Annotated in this window: 18 protein-coding genes; 16 read left to right on the top strand and 2 right to left on the bottom strand. The window is 69.7% G+C overall.

The window, feature by feature from the left end; translation table 11 throughout:
• The first annotated feature begins 2 nt into the window (after positions 1-2).
• Genes rimM through Q0P88_RS03800 form a run of 3 tightly spaced genes read left to right on the top strand, consistent with a single transcriptional unit; the run spans position 3 to position 2,115 of the window.
• Entirely contained in the window at positions 3-638 is a 636-nt protein-coding gene (gene rimM / locus Q0P88_RS03810) for a ribosome maturation factor RimM (protein ID WP_295011251.1), read from the top strand.
• Positions 628-1,332 (top strand): tRNA (guanosine(37)-N1)-methyltransferase TrmD, encoded by a 705-nt coding sequence (gene trmD / locus Q0P88_RS03805; RefSeq protein WP_295011249.1) that lies wholly within the window; start codon positions 628-630, stop codon positions 1,330-1,332. The genes rimM and trmD overlap by 11 nt, the downstream gene beginning before the upstream one ends.
• A 45-nt stretch (positions 1,333-1,377) precedes the next feature.
• Complete coding sequence (locus Q0P88_RS03800) at positions 1,378-2,115, top strand: class I SAM-dependent methyltransferase (protein ID WP_295011247.1); 738 nt, start codon at positions 1,378-1,380, stop codon at positions 2,113-2,115.
• Positions 2,116-2,158: 43 nt separating this feature from the next.
• Here the strand turns inward: Q0P88_RS03800 and map are convergent, their stop codons facing one another.
• Entirely contained in the window at positions 2,159-2,941 is a 783-nt protein-coding gene (map, locus tag Q0P88_RS03795) for a type I methionyl aminopeptidase (RefSeq protein ID WP_295011245.1), read from the bottom strand.
• Between the two features lie 137 nt (positions 2,942-3,078).
• On the opposite strand from map, the gene Q0P88_RS03790 reads away from it, so the two are divergent.
• From Q0P88_RS03790 to Q0P88_RS03750, 9 genes are all read left to right on the top strand, one after another.
• Positions 3,079-3,609, top strand: a complete 531-nt coding sequence (locus Q0P88_RS03790) for an MFS transporter permease (RefSeq protein ID WP_295011243.1) — start codon at positions 3,079-3,081, stop codon at positions 3,607-3,609.
• Positions 3,610-3,793: 184 nt separating this feature from the next.
• Positions 3,794-4,144, top strand: coding sequence for a 50S ribosomal protein L19 (gene rplS, locus Q0P88_RS03785; protein WP_295011241.1), 351 nt, complete (start codon positions 3,794-3,796; stop codon positions 4,142-4,144).
• 117 nt (positions 4,145-4,261) lie between these two features.
• Positions 4,262-5,047 (top strand): signal peptidase I, encoded by a 786-nt coding sequence (lepB, locus tag Q0P88_RS03780; protein ID WP_295011239.1) that lies wholly within the window; start codon positions 4,262-4,264, stop codon positions 5,045-5,047.
• Positions 5,031-5,687, top strand: coding sequence for a ribonuclease HII (locus Q0P88_RS03775; RefSeq protein ID WP_295011237.1), 657 nt, complete (start codon positions 5,031-5,033; stop codon positions 5,685-5,687). Before lepB ends, Q0P88_RS03775 begins: the two co-directional genes overlap by 17 nt.
• A 74-nt stretch (positions 5,688-5,761) precedes the next feature.
• A complete protein-coding gene (locus tag Q0P88_RS03770; protein ID WP_295011235.1) occupies positions 5,762-6,088 on the top strand; it encodes a DUF2469 family protein in 327 nt (108 codons plus the stop codon).
• A gap of 99 nt (positions 6,089-6,187) precedes the next feature.
• Positions 6,188-6,550: a YraN family protein gene (locus Q0P88_RS03765; protein WP_295011233.1), complete on the top strand. Its 363-nt coding sequence runs from the start codon at positions 6,188-6,190 to the stop codon at positions 6,548-6,550.
• Entirely contained in the window at positions 6,547-8,076 is a 1,530-nt protein-coding gene (locus tag Q0P88_RS03760) for a YifB family Mg chelatase-like AAA ATPase (RefSeq protein WP_295011231.1), read from the top strand. The genes Q0P88_RS03765 and Q0P88_RS03760 overlap by 4 nt, the downstream gene beginning before the upstream one ends.
• Before the next feature lie 125 nt (positions 8,077-8,201).
• Entirely contained in the window at positions 8,202-9,308 is a 1,107-nt protein-coding gene (gene dprA, locus Q0P88_RS03755; RefSeq protein WP_295011229.1) for a DNA-processing protein DprA, read from the top strand.
• 180 nt (positions 9,309-9,488) lie between these two features.
• A complete protein-coding gene (locus Q0P88_RS03750; RefSeq protein ID WP_295011227.1) occupies positions 9,489-10,391 on the top strand; it encodes a tyrosine recombinase XerC in 903 nt (300 codons plus the stop codon).
• A gap of 108 nt (positions 10,392-10,499) precedes the next feature.
• Here the strand turns inward: Q0P88_RS03750 and Q0P88_RS03745 are convergent, their stop codons facing one another.
• Positions 10,500-11,156 carry a murein hydrolase activator EnvC gene (locus Q0P88_RS03745; RefSeq protein WP_295011225.1) on the bottom strand — a complete coding sequence of 219 codons (657 nt, stop codon included), beginning with the start codon at positions 11,154-11,156 and terminating at the stop codon, positions 10,500-10,502.
• A gap of 309 nt (positions 11,157-11,465) precedes the next feature.
• Between Q0P88_RS03745 and rpsB the strand changes: the two genes are divergently transcribed.
• From rpsB to frr, 4 genes are all read left to right on the top strand, one after another.
• Positions 11,466-12,347 (top strand): 30S ribosomal protein S2, encoded by an 882-nt coding sequence (gene rpsB / locus Q0P88_RS03740; RefSeq protein WP_295011222.1) that lies wholly within the window; start codon positions 11,466-11,468, stop codon positions 12,345-12,347.
• A 46-nt stretch (positions 12,348-12,393) separates the two neighbouring features.
• The gene (tsf, locus tag Q0P88_RS03735; protein ID WP_295011220.1) at positions 12,394-13,221 is read left to right on the top strand and encodes a translation elongation factor Ts; all 828 of its coding nucleotides are present in this window, start codon (positions 12,394-12,396) and stop codon (positions 13,219-13,221) included.
• A gap of 108 nt (positions 13,222-13,329) precedes the next feature.
• Positions 13,330-14,049, top strand: coding sequence for a UMP kinase (gene pyrH, locus Q0P88_RS03730; RefSeq protein ID WP_295011218.1), 720 nt, complete (start codon positions 13,330-13,332; stop codon positions 14,047-14,049).
• Positions 14,050-14,142: 93 nt separating this feature from the next.
• Positions 14,143-14,697, top strand: coding sequence for a ribosome recycling factor (gene frr / locus Q0P88_RS03725; RefSeq protein ID WP_295011216.1), 555 nt, complete (start codon positions 14,143-14,145; stop codon positions 14,695-14,697).
• Positions 14,698-14,702 lie beyond the last annotated feature (5 nt).

Genomic DNA, 14,702 nt, shown 5'->3' with positions numbered 1-14,702 from the left:
GCGTGGCTGCCGCGGAACGCGCATCCGGCCGCAACCAGCTGCGGGTGGGGCGCCTCGTGAAGGCTCACGGCCTCAAGGGCGCGCTCAAGCTGGAGCTCTACACCGACGACCCCGCGGCGCGTTTCGTGCCCGGAGCGTCCTTCACGTTGCAGGTGCCTGAGGCATCTCCGTGGCACGGCAAGACCGTGACCGTCCGCGAGTACCGCGTCATGAACGGCAGTGCCGTCGTCTTCCTCGACGGCGTCGAGGACCGCACGGCCGCCGAGGGACTCGTCAAGGCGATCCTCTGGATGGATCAGGACGACGCCGAGGAGCCCGAGGACGACGCCTGGTACGACCACCAGCTCACCGGGCTGGACGTCGTCCGCGAGGGTGTCGTCGTCGGCAAGGTGATCCGGGTCGAGCACCTGCCGGCGCAGGATCTGCTCATCGTGCGCCCCACGGTCGGCGGCGGCGAGGTCATGGTGCCGTTCGTGTCGGCCATCGTCCCGACGGTGGACGTCGCCGAGGGCCGGATCGTCGTGACGCCGCCGGCGGGGCTCTTCGAGGAGCTCGAGGACGAGACCGCGGCCGGGGATACGCCCGAGGGCCAGTCGGCCGCCGACCGCTCCGACCGGGACGCGCCCGGTGCGGATTGACGTCCTCTCCATCTTCCCGTCGTACTTCGACGGACTGACGCTCTCGCTGCTCGGCAGGGCACGCGACAGCGGGATCCTGGATCTGTCGGTGCACGATCTGCGCGACTGGACCCACGATCGGCACCGCACGGTCGACGACACCCCCTACGGCGGGGGAGCCGGCATGGTCATGAAGCCCGAGCCGTGGGGCCTCGCGCTCGACGACCTCGCGCCGGCCTCGCCGGGTGGCGCGCGCCCCACGATCGTCTTCCCCTCCCCGGCGGGAGAGGTCTTCCGCCAGTCCACCGCCCGCGATCTCGCGACCCGCGAGCATCTCGTCTTCGGCTGCGGACGATACGAGGGCATCGACGAGCGCGTGTTCGAAGAGGCGTCGACCCGCGGCGAGGTCCGCCTGATCAGCCTCGGCGACTACGTGCTCAACGGGGGAGAGGTCGCGGTCATGGCGATGGTCGAGGCCATCGGTCGCCTCATCCCCGGTGTCGTCGGCAATCCGGAGAGCCTCGTGGAGGAGTCTCACGAGGACGGCCTACTCGAATACCCCTCGTACACGAAGCCCGCGGTCTGGAGGGGGCGCGAGGTGCCGCCGATCCTCCTCAGCGGCAACCACGGTGCGATCGCCGCGTGGCGTCGCGAGCAGCAGCTCGAACGCACCCGACGACGCCGTCCCGATCTGCTGCCCGACGACGAGGACTGAGGCTCGGCGCGGTCCCGCGGCGAGGTGGCTGCTAGCGTCGTCGGCATGGTGGATCTGCGGCTGGCCGCGTCTTTCCGGCGCATCGGCGAGGAATACGACCTGCGCCGCCCCGGTTTTCCCGAGGAGGCCGCGGCCGAGGTCCTCCCTGGCCCGGTCGGAAGTGTCCTGGACCTCGGCGCCGGTACAGGCAAGTTCACCGAACTGCTGATCGACCGCGCCGATCGCGTCATCGCGGTCGAGCCTTCGGACCCGATGCGCGCCGTCCTCATGCGCAAGCTCCCCGCGGTGGACGCCAGGGACGGATCGGCCGAGGAGATCCCGCTCCGCGCGGCAAGCGTCGACGCGGTCGTCGCCGCACAGGCCTTCCACTGGTTCGATCGCGAGCGAGCGTGTGCCGAGATCCGACGGGTGCTCGTCCCGCAGGGAGTGCTCGGGCTCGTCTGGAACCGCTCTGTTCCGGACTGCACCTGGGACCGTGCCTGCAGCCGCATCGCCCACCCGGCCCTGGAACCAGGACCGTCCGCCCTGGATGGCCCGTCCGAGCACCTGCCCGGCTTCGAGGGTCCGCGAGTCGTCCATGTGCCCTGGTTCGAATCGATCGGTCGTGACGAATACATCGCACGCTGGTTGACCGTCAGCTCGTTCCTCGCAGCCGACCCGCTCGAGAGCGCACGGATGGTCGCCCTCATCGAAGACGTGCTCGATACCGACCCCGCGACGGCGGGTCGGTCGCGGTTCACGCTTCCGCAGGTCACGGAGGTCTTCGTCTACCGTTCCCTCTGAACCCGAGGTGGGCGAGCAGCGGGCGTGGCCTTCGGAGCCCTCGTCAGCGCACGCCGAGGAACGAACGGTCGGTGAGGATGATCGGGCCATCCTCGGTGATCGCCACGGTGTGCTCGGCGTGCGCGCCCCGCGAGCCGTCCGCGCTGCGCAGGGTCCACCCGTCGGGGTCCGTGACGAGTTCGTCCGTCGTCGCGAGGAACCACGGCTCGAGCGCCATGACGAGCCCTGCGCGCAGCGGGAAGCCGCGGCCGGCGCGGCCGTCGTTCGGGACGTGCGGGTCGCCGTGCATGACACGTCCGACTCCGTGTCCGCCGAAGTCCGTGTTGATCGAGTAGCCCTCGCCGTGCGCGACCTCGGCGATCGAGGCCGAGATGTCACCGATCCGGTTGCCGACCACGGCGGAGGAGATCGCGGCGTCCAGTGCCCTCTCGGCCGTGTCGATGAGTCGCAGATCCTCATCGCGCGCGGTGCCGACGACGAAGGAGACCGCCGAGTCCGCGACCCAGCCGTCGACCGAGACCGCGAAGTCGAGGGAGACGAGATCGCCGTCCCGCAGGGTGTAGTCGTGAGGCAGGCCGTGCAGCACCGCGTCGTTCACGGAGGTGCAGATGACCTTGCCGAACGGGCTCGCGCCGAACGACGGGTGGTAGTCGATGTAGCAGGACTCTGCCCCGGCCTTGCGGATCATGTCGTGCGCTCGGCGGTCGATCGCGAGCAGGTTCGTGCCGACCTTCGTCTCCTCGCGGAGTGTGGCCAGCGTCTCGGCCACGAACCGCCCCGCGGCCCGCATCTCGTCGATCTCGGCCGGCGTGCGCAGTTCGATCATCGGTGTTCCTCTCGTCCCCTCCATTCTTCCGCATGGGACGGCGCCCTTCGCACCGGACGGGAGGTCGGCGGCCCGAGGCGCGATGCTCTCAGCGAACGCCCAAGGATCGACGCGACGCGCATGCGTACGATCTCGGTATGTGGATCCGGCGCGTGTTCTTCTCCTGGCTCTTCCCGGCCGCGCTCGCCCTGCCCGTCTGGCTGCTCATCGGTTGGGGGATCTTCCACGCCGGGGGATGGGCGTTCCTCTGGACGCTGTTCGTCGCCCTGCCGTCCGTTCTCATCGGCGAGGTGGTGCTCGCGCTGCTGATCCGCGCGCGTCCGACGGTCCGCGAGCAGCGGGCCGTGTCCTGGCGTGACGTCGCGGGGCTCACCCTCTGGCACGGGCTCACGATCGCGGTGGGCTTTTTCCCGCAGGCGGTCTTCGGGTGGATCCTCGCTGCGGCCATCGTCGCGTTCTTGGTGGTGTTCTGGTCGACACTGTGGCAGCTGTGGAAGGACGTGGCTGCTCGCGGGCGTGCCGTGTTCACGGTTGACGGCCGCGCCGCATTCCCAGATCCGAACGGCGGGATCCGAGAGGAAACCGTCCAGGCGGGCGCTCGTCAGGGCGGGGAGATCATCGTGATCTCCGAGACCGGCTCCGCCGGAGACGACCGCGCCGCGCGCTGATCGGCCGCTCCGGCGACGAGGTCGTTTTGGCGGCGTCGGCGAAGCATGGCAGAATAGTGCTTTGTGCCGTGACCCGGTTCTGCCTCAGGGGAACCCGCGGACGCCTCGCGCGCCGTTCGGCACACACCCTTCCTTTTCCTTCTGACGTGCACGCGACCTGAGGCGAGTGCAGAGAGAGACGATCATGCAGATCCTCGACGCCGTCGACGCGGCTTCGCTCCGCTCCGACATCCCCGACTTCTTCCCCGGCGACACCGTGAAGGTGCACGTCAACATCGTCGAGGGCAGCCGCTCTCGTATCCAGGTCTTCCAGGGCGCCGTCATCGGCCGCTCGGGCGACGGCGTGCGCGAGACCTTCACGGTCCGCAAGATCAGCTTCCAGGTGGGCGTCGAGCGCACCTTCCCCGTGCACTCCCCGGTGATCGACCACATCGAGGTCGTCACGCGCGGTGACGTGCGTCGCGCGAAGCTCTACTACCTCCGCAACCTGCGCGGCAAGAAGGCGAAGATCAAGGAGAAGCGCGACGCGCGCTGACCTCGGTCTCCTCGAAGCGCCCCGGGACACGACGTCCCGGGGCGCTTCTTTTGCGCAGGGACGTGAGATGCTGGACGATGCCGTCGGACGACGGTCCACGGCGGTGAAGGATGGCGGATGACGGACGAGATCGCGGTCGAGCCGGTCGGTGAACGGCAGGAGCGCAGGTCGGCTCCGGCTCGCCGGGGATGGCTCGTGTTCCTCCGCGACGTGCTGGTGATCCTGCTCGTCGCCGTCCTCGTCTCGTTCCTCGTGAAGACGTTCGTGGTCCGCAGTTTCTTCATCCCCTCCGGGTCGATGGAGAACACGCTGCTCATCAAGGACCGGATCCTCGTCGACGAGCTCACCCCGCACTGGAACGGGTATCACCGCGGCGACGTGATCGTGTTCAAGGACCCGGGCGGATGGCTGCCCGCCGCCCCGGCTCAGCCGCCGCGTTCGCCGCTTCTGGACGCAGGGGAGTGGTTCCTCACTCTGGTCGGGATCGCCGCACCCGACTCCGACGACCATCTGGTCAAGCGCCTGATCGGGCTTCCGGGCGACCACGTGGTCTGCTGCAACTCGCTCGGCCAGCTCACCGTGAACGGTGCGCCGATCGACGAGACCTCCTACCTCAAGCCGGGCGTCGGCGACGATCGCGCGTCCAGCATCCCGTTCGACGTGACGGTACCCGCGGGCACGGTCTGGGTTCTCGGCGACAACCGCACGCGCTCGGAGGACTCGCGCTACCACCAGCAGCAGCCCGGGCACGGCTTCGTGCCCATGGACAACATCGTGGGCCGTGCGTTCTTCATCACGTGGCCGTTCGATCGCTTCGGCACGATCGACGGGCACTACGCGGTGTTCAACGGCGTGCCCGATCCGCAGGCCCGGGGACGGCGACGACATGGTCGCCGAGCCTAGTCTCACGCTGGAGCGCCGCCTGCTGCGTGAGCACTCGCTGCTGATCTGCCTGGACGAGGTCGGCCGGGGCGCGCTTGCGGGCCCGGTCGCGGTCGGCGCGACGGTCGTCGACGCGGCGGCCGCGCGGCGGCGCGTGCCGCAGGGGTTGCGGGATTCGAAACTGGTCCCCGAGCGCCGCCGCGCCGAGGTGGCGGAGCGCGCCTCCGCCTGGGCGCCCGCGAGCGCCGTCGGCTGGGCGGAGAGCACGGAGATCGACGAGCACGGGATCATGCGGGCCCTGGGGATCGCCGCCTCGCGGGCGATCATCGCCGCCTGCGCCGAGACCTACGACGCCGCAGAGGCGCTGGTCCTGCTCGACGGCAATCACGACTACGTCTCCGCCGTGCACCCTGGCGCCCTCCGCGTGCGCCCGATCGTCAAGGCGGACCGCGACTGCGCCGCGGTCTCCGCCGCGTCGGTGATCGCGAAGGTCGCGCGCGATGCGCTCATGGTGCAGCTCGCTTCCGCGCATGCCGCGTATCAGTGGGAGCGGAACAAGGGGTACGCGAGCGTGGAGCACCGGGCGGCGATCCGAGAGCGAGGACTGACGCGCCATCACCGTTCCTCTTGGGCGATCGCGGACGCACCCACACTGTTCTGACGTCCGATCCGGCGACGGCCTCGCTCACTGCGCGTGCCGCGTTCGGGATGCGCTCCTCGTAGGATGGAGGAACCATGGATGACGACGCCTTCGACGACTACGACCGTGAGCTCGAGCTCGCCCTGTACCGCGAGTACCGCGACGTGGTGCAGCAGTTCCAGTTCGTGGTGGAGACCGAGCGTCGCTTCTACCTCGCGAACGAGGTCAACGTGGTGCGCCGTGACACCGAGCACGACTTCTACTTCGAGGTCTCGATGAACGACGTGTGGGTGTGGGACATCTACCGCGCCGACCGCTTCGTCAAGGCCGTGCGCGTGCTGACGTTCAAGGATGTCAATGTGGAGGAGCTCTCCCGTCGGGAGTTCGAGCTTCCCCAGGAGCTGTCGCTCGACGGGGAGTGATCCTCCGGAACGTCCTCCCCAACCCGGCGTCCTGACCGTCTCCGCACCGGTTGCGCACATCGCGCCCTGCGGCGTCGCCGGGTTGGACATGCTGTCGGCATGACAACAAAGGACGATCTGGGTCGAGCGGGGGAGGACAGGGCCGCGACGCATCTGCGCGCGCTCGGGTACCGGATCCTCGACCGCAACTGGCGGTGCGACCAGGGCGAGCTCGACATCGTCGCGCAGGCGCCCGGCGTCTTGGCGTTCGTCGAGGTGAAGACGAGAAGCACGCTCGACTACGGGCACCCGTTCGAGGCGATCGACGAGCGCAAGCGGGCGCGTCTCTGGCGCCTTGCGCTGGCGTGGGTGCGTGAGCACCCATCGCACGGTGGAGGGGTGGTGCTGCGGCTCGAGGCGATCGGGATCGTCGGCGCGAATCCGGCGACCGGCACGCTCGAGCACCTTCGGGATCTGCGGTGACCGCGCGCACCTGGGCGGTGGCGTTGACGGGTGTCAGCGGCGCGATGATCGATGTCGAGGCCGACCTGTCGCAGCAGACCCCGGGGTTCGATCTGATCGGGCTCGCCGATCGTGCTCTCGGGGAGGCGGTCCGACGCGTGCACAACGCCTGCCGCAACAGCGGGCTCGATCTGCCTCGTCGCAAGCTGACGGTGAACCTGTCGCCGGCCAGCCTGCCCAAACACGGGTCGGCGTTCGACCTGGCCATCGCGATCGCCGCCCTGGGCACCGAGGGAGGTCTCGACGCCTCCTCGCTCGCGCGGACCGTCCACCTCGGCGAACTTGGCCTCGACGGGCGCCTGCGGCCGGTCATGGGGGTGCTCCCGGCGTTGCACGCCGCGCGTCAGGCGGGCTTCGATCGCGCGGTCGTTCCATTCGCGAACGAGGCTGAGGCGCGTTTGGTGCCGGGTATCGAGGTGCATGCGGCCGCGAGCCTTGCGCACGTCGCCCTGCTGCACGGCGCCGAGATCGCGGATCCGGGGTGTCCCGAACCCGTGCTCATCCCGGAGCGTCTCGAGCGGGAGGCCCCCACGGACGAGCTGTCCGATGTGATCGGGCAGGACGATGCGGTCGCCGCGCTCGTGGTGGCGGCGGCCGGAGGCCATCACGTGCTGCTCACCGGACCTCCGGGGGCCGGCAAGACCATGCTCGCCCGCCGTTTGGCGGGAATCCTTCCCGATCTGGACGAGGACGAGGCGCTGGAGGCGACGTCCATCCGCTCGCTCATGGGCGAGCCGCAGACGAGACTCGATCTGCGACCGCCGTTCGTCGCACCGCATCACAGCGCGTCGATCGCCGCGCTCATCGGCGGCGGATCGAGCATCCCGCGGCCCGGCGCGATCGCGAGGGCGCACACCGGCCTGCTGTTCCTCGACGAGGCCGCCGAAGCGCCGCGGGCCGTGCTGGACGCGCTGCGTCAGCCGCTCGAATCCGGCACGATCGAGATCCATCGCTCGGAGTTCACCTCCCGGTTCCCCGCGAGATTCCAGCTCGTGCTGGCCACGAATCCGTGCCCGTGCGGCGTCTACGGCGTGGTCGGCGAGGAGTGCGTGTGTCCGCCGTCCGCCATACGGCGCTACGCCGCGCGCCTGTCCGGTCCGATCCGTGATCGTCTCGACATCGACGTGCACGTGGGCCGGGTCTCCGCGGCGGATGCGGCTCGTCAGGAACGAGGAACACTGACCACCGCGGAGGCGCGTGCCCGGGTGATCGAGGCGAGGGAGCGGGCCGCGCGGCGGTGGCGGGATCTGCCGTGGCGACGGAACGCGCACGTGCCGGGCACCTGGTTGAGGCAGGGCGATCGTCGTCTTCCCGCGGACGCACGGGCTCCGCTCGATCGGGCGCTGCAACGGGGCGCGATCACCCTGCGCGGCTACGACAGAGTGCTGCGGCTGGCATGGTCCGTCGCGGACCTCGACGGAGCTGACACGCCACGACTCGCTCACGTCGGTCGGGCGCTTTTCCTGAAGAAGGGGATCACGGCATGAGCACCGTGCCGGCGAGAACCAGGACGGGGTCGGCAGAGTTGCGTCTCAGGCTGCGGCAGGCGCGTGAGGACGCATCCTTCCGGCAGGACGCGGCGAGGCTTCATGAGGATGCAGACCATCCCTCGGTGCGGGATGCGCTCCTGTGGAACCTGGTCACCGAGCCGGGGGACCGGGTCGCCGGCGCGCTCGTCGCCGCGCTCGGTCCGGAGGATGCGCTGGACTATGTCTTCGGAGATCTGTCCGCACCGCCCGGAGGCGCGGACGACGGTGGCGACGGACGTCCGGCCCTGCGAGCTCTGCAGGAGGGACGGTCGCGCTGGGGCGCCAGACTCGAGGCGACGTATCTGCGTCAGGCGATGAGCACTGCGGTCCGGGTCGGTCTGCGAGTGCTCCTCCCTGGGGACCAGGACTGGCCGGAGCACCTCGCCGATCTCGGAGATCACCGCCCGCTTGCGCTCTGGGTGCGCGGCGATGTCACGGTGCTGTCCGACACGGGTGTCGCGATCGTCGGCGCGCGAGCATCGTCGAATTACGGAGAGCATGTGGCGGGCGAGCTCGCGGGGAGCCTCGCCGCGGACGGACTCGTCGTCGTCTCGGGTGGGGCGTACGGCATCGACGGTGTCGCGCATCGCGCCGCGCTGCGGGCGGGAGGCAAAACCGTGGCTGTGCTCGCCGGTGGTCTCGACCGTGCCTATCCGGCCGGCCACGCCGCGTTGTTCGAACGGATCGTTGCGGATGGCGCCCTGGTGAGCGAGGTCGCCTGCGGGGGAGCGCCGACGCGTTGGCGCTTTCTCGAACGGAACAGAGTGATCGCCGCGCTCGCTCGGGCCACGGTCGTGGTCGAGGCGGGGTGGCGCAGCGGCTCGCTGAACACCGCAGGACACGCCGCGACACTCGGACGCCCGCTCGGCGCCGTGCCTGGCGCCGTGACGTCGGCGACGTCGGCCGGATGCCACCGGCTCCTGCGCGACTACGACGCGCGCTGTGTGACGTCCGCCGCGGACGTCAAGGAGCTTCTCGGACACATCGGCGTGGGGTCGACGATCCCGCAGCAGGATCCTGAGCTCGAGCGCCTCGCCGACGTACTGAGTGCCCGTGTCCCGAGGACGCCCGAGGAGCTCGCACAGCGGAGCGGTCTGAGCGTCGAGCACGTCGAAGCGCTCCTGGGCGTCCTCGAGCTGGAGGGCGGCGTACTCCGGACCGAACGAGGGTGGCGCAGCATGCCCCTTTAGCGACGTCGAGTGAACGATCCGCCCAGTGTGCCGATCGGGAGACGCCGTTGACGGGCGCAGTGCCGTGCGAACGCCATGCAGCGCCAGGACGACGGCCGCGGGCACGGGGACGGACATGGGAGACACCGTCGTCCGCGCGTGCTCCCGGACGGGGCCGCGGCACGCGCCATCCTTGATGACATGCGAGTGTCTGAGGCGGCGGCGACGTTCACGGAGCACCTCGCCCGCGTGCGCCGGCTGTCCCCGTCGACGGTGCGGGCGTATCGCTCCGATCTTCGAGACCTGGCGACGGCGTGCGACGACGCGGACCTCGTTGCCGTCGACCTGGAGTCGCTGCGGGACTGGCTCTGGCGTGCCACACAACGGGGCGACGCCAGGGCGACGCTCGCACGACGGACGGCGGCGGTGCGTGCGTTCTTCGGCTGGGCGGCCGAGGCAGGACTTGTTCCATCGGATCCGAGCCTCCGACTCGTCTCGCCCAAACGGGGGAGGACCTTGCCCGCGGTCGCCTCGGCCGATGCGCTGCGCATCTTGCTCGACGAGATGAGGGATGCGGGGCTGGACGGCGATCCCGTGCACCTGCGCGACAGCGCGATCCTCGAGCTCCTCTACGGATCCGGGATGCGGGTCTCCGAGTTGTGCGGGCTGGCGGTCGACGATCTCGATCTCGATCGAGGCACCGCACGCGTGCTCGGCAAGGGAGGCAAGGAGCGCGTCGTGCCGTACGGAGCCCCCGCTCGCGACGCGATCGCGGCGTACCTCCGGCGTGCGCGTCCGGTGCTCCTGTCCCGGACGGAGCGCCCCGGACCCGCACTCTTCCGCGGAGTCAGAGGAGGGGAGCTCGGCACGCGTGCGGTGTACGAGCTGGTCGCCCGGGTGCTGGCGCCCGTCCTCGGTGCGGAGACCGTGGGACCGCATGCCCTCCGTCACTCCGCGGCGACCCACCTGCTGGACGGTGGCGCCGACCTCCGCGCTGTCCAGGAGATCCTCGGGCACGCGAGCCTCGGCACGACCCAGATCTACACGCACGTCTCGGCGGAGCGGCTCGCGTCCGCGTATCGCCTCGCTCATCCGCGCGCGTGACCGCTTCGCGCTCGCCGGGCGGACGTGCCAGGTTGCACCGGACCCCATGGCATCGGGCGTGGAGCGGTTCGGCGGAGCGATCCTGAAGGTCAGCATCCCCGTTCCCGCTCAACATCCCTCGCTTCCGCAGGGCAGAAGGATCGCACGGGGCACACGTCCGAACAGCGGTAGGGGGTTGATGTACTCCCCGTTCCGGCGCACTCCGACATGCAGCGTTCCGGGCGCGGCGTGGCCGCCCGTGGCGAGCGTCCCCACCGCTTCTCCGCGCTGCACGACGGTCCCCGCCGGAAAGGTCGCGGTCACGGGCTCCAGCGTCGTGACCAGTCCATCCGCGTGCTCGATCGTCAGGAGGGGGCGATCGACGACCGTCCCGGCGAAGGCGATCGTGCCGTCATCGGGAGAGCGCACGACGCCCGCGGCGGCGATGTCGATCCCGCGGTGACCCGGCCCGTACTCGTGGGCGGGCGCACGGAAAGGCTCCCGAACCGACCGGATGCCGTCGACCGGCCACACCCAGACGCGCTCCGGTCTTGCCCGCTCCTGGGAGCCGACATGGTCCCGGGACCAGGCGTGAGCCGGAGATCCGGGATGATCCCCCGACACGTCGTCGGCCGCGACGGCACGCGCGGACCCCGCACCGAGGACCAGCATCACCACCACGACCAGCGAGAGAGACCACGCTCCGAAAGGGAAGCGAGCTCGGGCATCGCGGACCGCACGCGACAGCCGGAAATGGCAGCGGAGGAAGGGAGTGCGTGCGGGCATGCGCCGATTCTGACGACCTCCTCGGGGGCGCGGCGGCCCGATCCTGCATCCGGAACAGAACGCCGCAGTCCCGGTGGTTGTGCAGGACGAACGCGGCGGGTGCGTCCTGCCGCCCGTGCACGCCGCGCAGTGCCAGGCCCTGATATGCTTGCAGGGCATCCCGTCCGTCGGGGTGACTACGCGTGCCCACAGCGTTCAACGTGGCGAACCCTCCACAGGTCCCTTGCAGAAGGGCGGAGTGTGCGCCGGGCACCAGGATCGCCGATCGCCCGATCGGCACTCAACCTCAACAACACAAGGAGTACGACCATGGCCGTCGTCACCATCCGCCAGCTGCTCGACAGCGGCGTTCACTTCGGACACCAGACCCGCCGGTGGAACCCGAAGGTGAAGCGCTTCATCCTCACCGAGCGCAGCGGTATCCACATCATCGACCTGCAGCAGTCGCTCGGCTATATCGACAAGGCCTACGACTTCGTCAAGGAGACGGTCGCCCACGGCGGCACCATCCTCTTCGTCGGCACCAAGAAGCAGGCGCAGGAGATCCTCGCCGAGCAGGCCACGCGTGTGGGCCAGCCCTACGTCAACCAGCGCTGGCTCGGCGGTCTGCTCACCAACTTCTCCACGATCGCGAAGCGTCTCGCCCGCATGAAGGAGCTCGAGGAGCTCGACTACGAGAACCCTGCCGCGTCGGGCTTCACCAAGAAGGAACTGCTGCTCAAGAAGCGCGAGCTCGACAAGCTGCACAAGTCCCTCGGCGGTATCCGCAACCTCACCAAGACGCCGTCCGCCCTGTGGGTCGTCGACGCCAAGCGCGAGCACCTCGCCATCGACGAGGCCAAGAAGCTCGGCATCCCGGTGATCGGCATCCTCGACACCAACGCGGACCCGGACGACTTCCAGTACCCGATCCCCGGCAACGACGACGCGATCCGCTCCGTCTCGCTGCTCACCCGGATCATCGCGGACGCCGCGGCCGAGGGCCTGCAGCAGAAGCACAACCCGGACGCCGGCGACGCCGAGCCGCTCGCCGAGTGGGAGCAGGTCCTCCTCGAGGGCGCGGACGCGCAGGTCGCCGCGACCGAGTCGGCCGCGGACGAGGCCGGCGAAGCGGCCCACGACGAGGCGATCGCCGACGCCGCCGGCGAGACCTCCACCGAGGTCGCCGACGCCGAGGCCGCCGACAAGTAATCCGCACACCCACTCGTACACACACGAAGCAAGGAGCCAGCACAACATGGCCAACTTCACCATCGCCGACATCAAGGCGCTGCGTGAGCAGCTCGGCACGGGAATGGTCGACACCAAGAAGGCGCTCGAGGAGGCCGACGGCAACGTCGAGAAGGCCGTCGAGATCCTGCGTCTGAAGGGTGCCAAGGGCAACGCCAAGCGCGCCGACCGTTCCACGAGCGAGGGCCTGGTCGCCGCGCGCGAGCAGGACGGCACCGTCACGATGATCGAACTCGCCTGCGAGACCGACTTCGTCGCCAAGAACGACCGCTTCCTCGCTCTGGGCGAGAAGGTCCTCGACGCCGCGGCCGCCGTCAAGGCGGACTCCGTGGAGGCCGCCCTCGCCGCCGACGCCGGCGGTCAGTCGGTCGAGCAGCTCATCTCCGACGAGGCCGCGATCATCGGCGAGAAGGTCGAGCTGCGCCGCGTGCGTACGCTGACCGGTGACGCGTTCCAGGTGTACCTGCACCGCACGAGCAAGGACCTCCCGCCGCAGGTCGGCGTGGTCGTCGCCTACACGGGTGACGACGCGGAGACCGCGCGCAGCATCGCACAGCACATCTCGTTCGCGAACCCCTCCTACCTCACCCGTGAGGACGTCCCTGCCGCGGACGTGGAGAAGGAGCGCGAGATCGTCACCGAGATCTCCCGCAACGAGGGCAAGCCCGAGGCCGCCCTGCCGAAGATCGTCGAGGGCCGCGTGACCGCTTTCTTCAAGCAGGTCGCCCTGCTGGAGCAGGACTACGCGAAGGACAACAAGCTGTCCGTGGGCCAGGTCGCGAAGGATGCCGGCATCACGGTGACCGGCTTCGCGCGCTTCAAGGTCGGCGCGTAACAGCAACGAAGGGGTTCGGATCCACCAGGGTCCGGACCCCTTCGTCATGCCCGCCCTCCTGTCACGGGCCGGCGCACGATATCTTTTCCCAGACGAGAGGAAGCACCCATGACCGAACGACAGGGGCGACGACGCGTCGTCCTCAAGCTCTCCGGCGAAGCCTTCGGTGGCGGCCAGCTCGGCGTCAACCCGGACATCGTCAGCCAGATCGCCCGGGAGATCGCCGCGGCGACCGATCAGGTCGAGATCGCGGTGGTCGTCGGCGGCGGCAACTTCTTCCGCGGCGCCGAACTGAGCCAGCGCGGCATGGACCGCTCGCGCGCGGACTACATGGGCATGCTCGGCACGGTCATGAACGCGCTGGCGCTGCAGGACTTCCTGGAGCAGGCGGGAGCCTCCCCGCGGGTGCAGTCGGCGATCGCGATGACGCAGGTCGCCGAGCCTTATCTTCCGCTGCGCGCCGAGCGGCACATGGAGAAGGGGCGCGTCGTGATCTTCGGCGCCGGTGCGGGGCTGCCGTACTTCTCGACCGACACGGTCGCCGCCCAGCGCGCGCTGGAGGTCGGGGCGGACGAGGTCCTCGTCGCGAAGAACGGCGTCGACGCGATCTACACGGCGGATCCGAACAAGGACGCCTCCGCCGAGCGGATCGAGGAGATCACCTTCCAGGACGCGCTCGTGCGCGGCCTCAAGGTCGTCGACTCGACCGCGTTCAGCCTCTGCATGGACAACGGAATGGACATGCGCGTGTTCGGCATGGAGCCCGCGGGCAACATCACCCGCGCGCTGCTCGGCGAGGCGATCGGCACCCGCGTCCTCGCCTCGTGACCTCGGAACCCCGCCCCACGCACCGTGCACAGGGGCGGGGTTCCCGCGCACCCCGGATAGACTGAACCGAACCCCCAGACGATAGGAGTCACCGTGATCGCGGATGTCCTCGCCGACACCACCTCCCGCATGCAGCGCGCCGTCGAGGCCGCCAAGGAGGACTTCAGCACGGTGCGCACCGGCCGCGCCAACCCGCAGATGTTCCAGAAGATCCTGGTCGACTACTACGGCACGCCCACGCCGCTCGCGCAGCTCGCCTCGCTGGCGAATCCCGAGGCCCGCACCCTCAACGTCACGCCCTACGACAAGTCCGCGCTCAAGGCGATCGAGCAGGCGATCCGGGACATGCCGAACCTCGGCGCCAACCCCTCGAACGACGGCAACATCATCCGGGTCACGATGCCCGAGCTGACCGCCGAGCGCCGCAAGGAGTACGTCAAGCTCGTCAAGAGCAAGGGCGAGGACGCGAAGGTGCATGTCCGTGGCATCCGTCGTAAGGCGAAGGACGAGCTGGACGCCCTCAAGAGCGACCTCGGCGAGGACGAGATCGTCCGTGGCGAGAAGGAGCTCGACGTCCTCACGCGCCAGCACGTCGACCTGATCGACGAGGCTGTCAAGCGCAAAGAGGCAGAACTCCTCGAGGTCTGAGAGCG

The sequence above is a fragment of the uncultured Microbacterium sp. genome (assembly GCF_945952435.1).
Taxonomy (GTDB): Bacteria; Actinomycetota; Actinomycetes; order Actinomycetales; family Microbacteriaceae; genus Microbacterium.
Note: the sequence above shows the minus strand (reverse complement) of the source record. Positions and strands in the feature narration are given on the sequence as shown.

What these genes read in the sequence shown, in the direction of transcription:
- Q0P88_RS03800 (WP_295011247.1), top strand. Translation starts at nt 1,378, where the DNA reads ATGGTGGATCTGCGGCTGGCCGCGTCTTTCCGGCGCATCGGCGAGGAA.
- map (WP_295011245.1), bottom strand. Translation starts at nt 2,941, where the DNA reads ATGATCGAACTGCGCACGCCGGCCGAGATCGACGAGATGCGGGCCGCG.
- Q0P88_RS03790 (WP_295011243.1), top strand. Translation starts at nt 3,079, where the DNA reads ATGTGGATCCGGCGCGTGTTCTTCTCCTGGCTCTTCCCGGCCGCGCTC.
- rplS (WP_295011241.1), top strand. Translation starts at nt 3,794, where the DNA reads ATGCAGATCCTCGACGCCGTCGACGCGGCTTCGCTCCGCTCCGACATC.
- lepB (WP_295011239.1), top strand. Translation starts at nt 4,262, where the DNA reads ATGACGGACGAGATCGCGGTCGAGCCGGTCGGTGAACGGCAGGAGCGC.
- Q0P88_RS03775 (WP_295011237.1), top strand. Translation starts at nt 5,031, where the DNA reads ATGGTCGCCGAGCCTAGTCTCACGCTGGAGCGCCGCCTGCTGCGTGAG.
- Q0P88_RS03770 (WP_295011235.1), top strand. Translation starts at nt 5,762, where the DNA reads ATGGATGACGACGCCTTCGACGACTACGACCGTGAGCTCGAGCTCGCC.
- Q0P88_RS03765 (WP_295011233.1), top strand. Translation starts at nt 6,188, where the DNA reads ATGACAACAAAGGACGATCTGGGTCGAGCGGGGGAGGACAGGGCCGCG.
- Q0P88_RS03750 (WP_295011227.1), top strand. Translation starts at nt 9,489, where the DNA reads ATGCGAGTGTCTGAGGCGGCGGCGACGTTCACGGAGCACCTCGCCCGC.
- Q0P88_RS03745 (WP_295011225.1), bottom strand. Translation starts at nt 11,156, where the DNA reads ATGCCCGCACGCACTCCCTTCCTCCGCTGCCATTTCCGGCTGTCGCGT.
- rpsB (WP_295011222.1), top strand. Translation starts at nt 11,466, where the DNA reads ATGGCCGTCGTCACCATCCGCCAGCTGCTCGACAGCGGCGTTCACTTC.
- tsf (WP_295011220.1), top strand. Translation starts at nt 12,394, where the DNA reads ATGGCCAACTTCACCATCGCCGACATCAAGGCGCTGCGTGAGCAGCTC.
- pyrH (WP_295011218.1), top strand. Translation starts at nt 13,330, where the DNA reads ATGACCGAACGACAGGGGCGACGACGCGTCGTCCTCAAGCTCTCCGGC.